Genomic DNA, 395 nt, shown 5'->3' on the forward strand with positions numbered 1-395 from the left:
GTGGTGACCGAGCACCAGATCGTCACCGTCGCCTGCCCGTGCGGGCACCACACCACCGCCGCGACACCCGCCGGGGCCACCGCGCCCACCGTCTACGGACCACGGATCGCCGCGATCGGCGTCTACCTGCTCCACGGACAGTTCCTGTCCATCGGCCGCACCGCCGACGCGATCCGTGACCTGTTCGGCCTGCCCGTCGCGGCGGCCACCATCACCGCCTGGGTCACCCGCACCGCCCTCGGCGTCATCGACACGGTGCTCCCCGTCATCCGCGACCGCATCAAGAACGCGCCGGTCGCGCACTTCGACGAGACCGGCATCCGCGTCGACGGCCGCCTCGCCTGGCTGCACTCCGCCTCCACACCCACCGACGTGCTCCTCACCGCGCACCGCCG

1 protein-coding gene is annotated in these 395 nt (G+C 72.9%); it reads left to right on the forward strand.

From position 1 onward, the window contains the following. The coding region (locus ACFHWU_RS29480; RefSeq protein ID WP_416592350.1) for an IS66 family transposase at positions 1-395 on the forward strand (395 nt) is incomplete at both ends.

This window comes from Micromonospora sp. LOL_015, from assembly GCF_048060275.1.
GTDB lineage: Bacteria > Actinomycetota > Actinomycetes > Mycobacteriales > Micromonosporaceae > Micromonospora_E.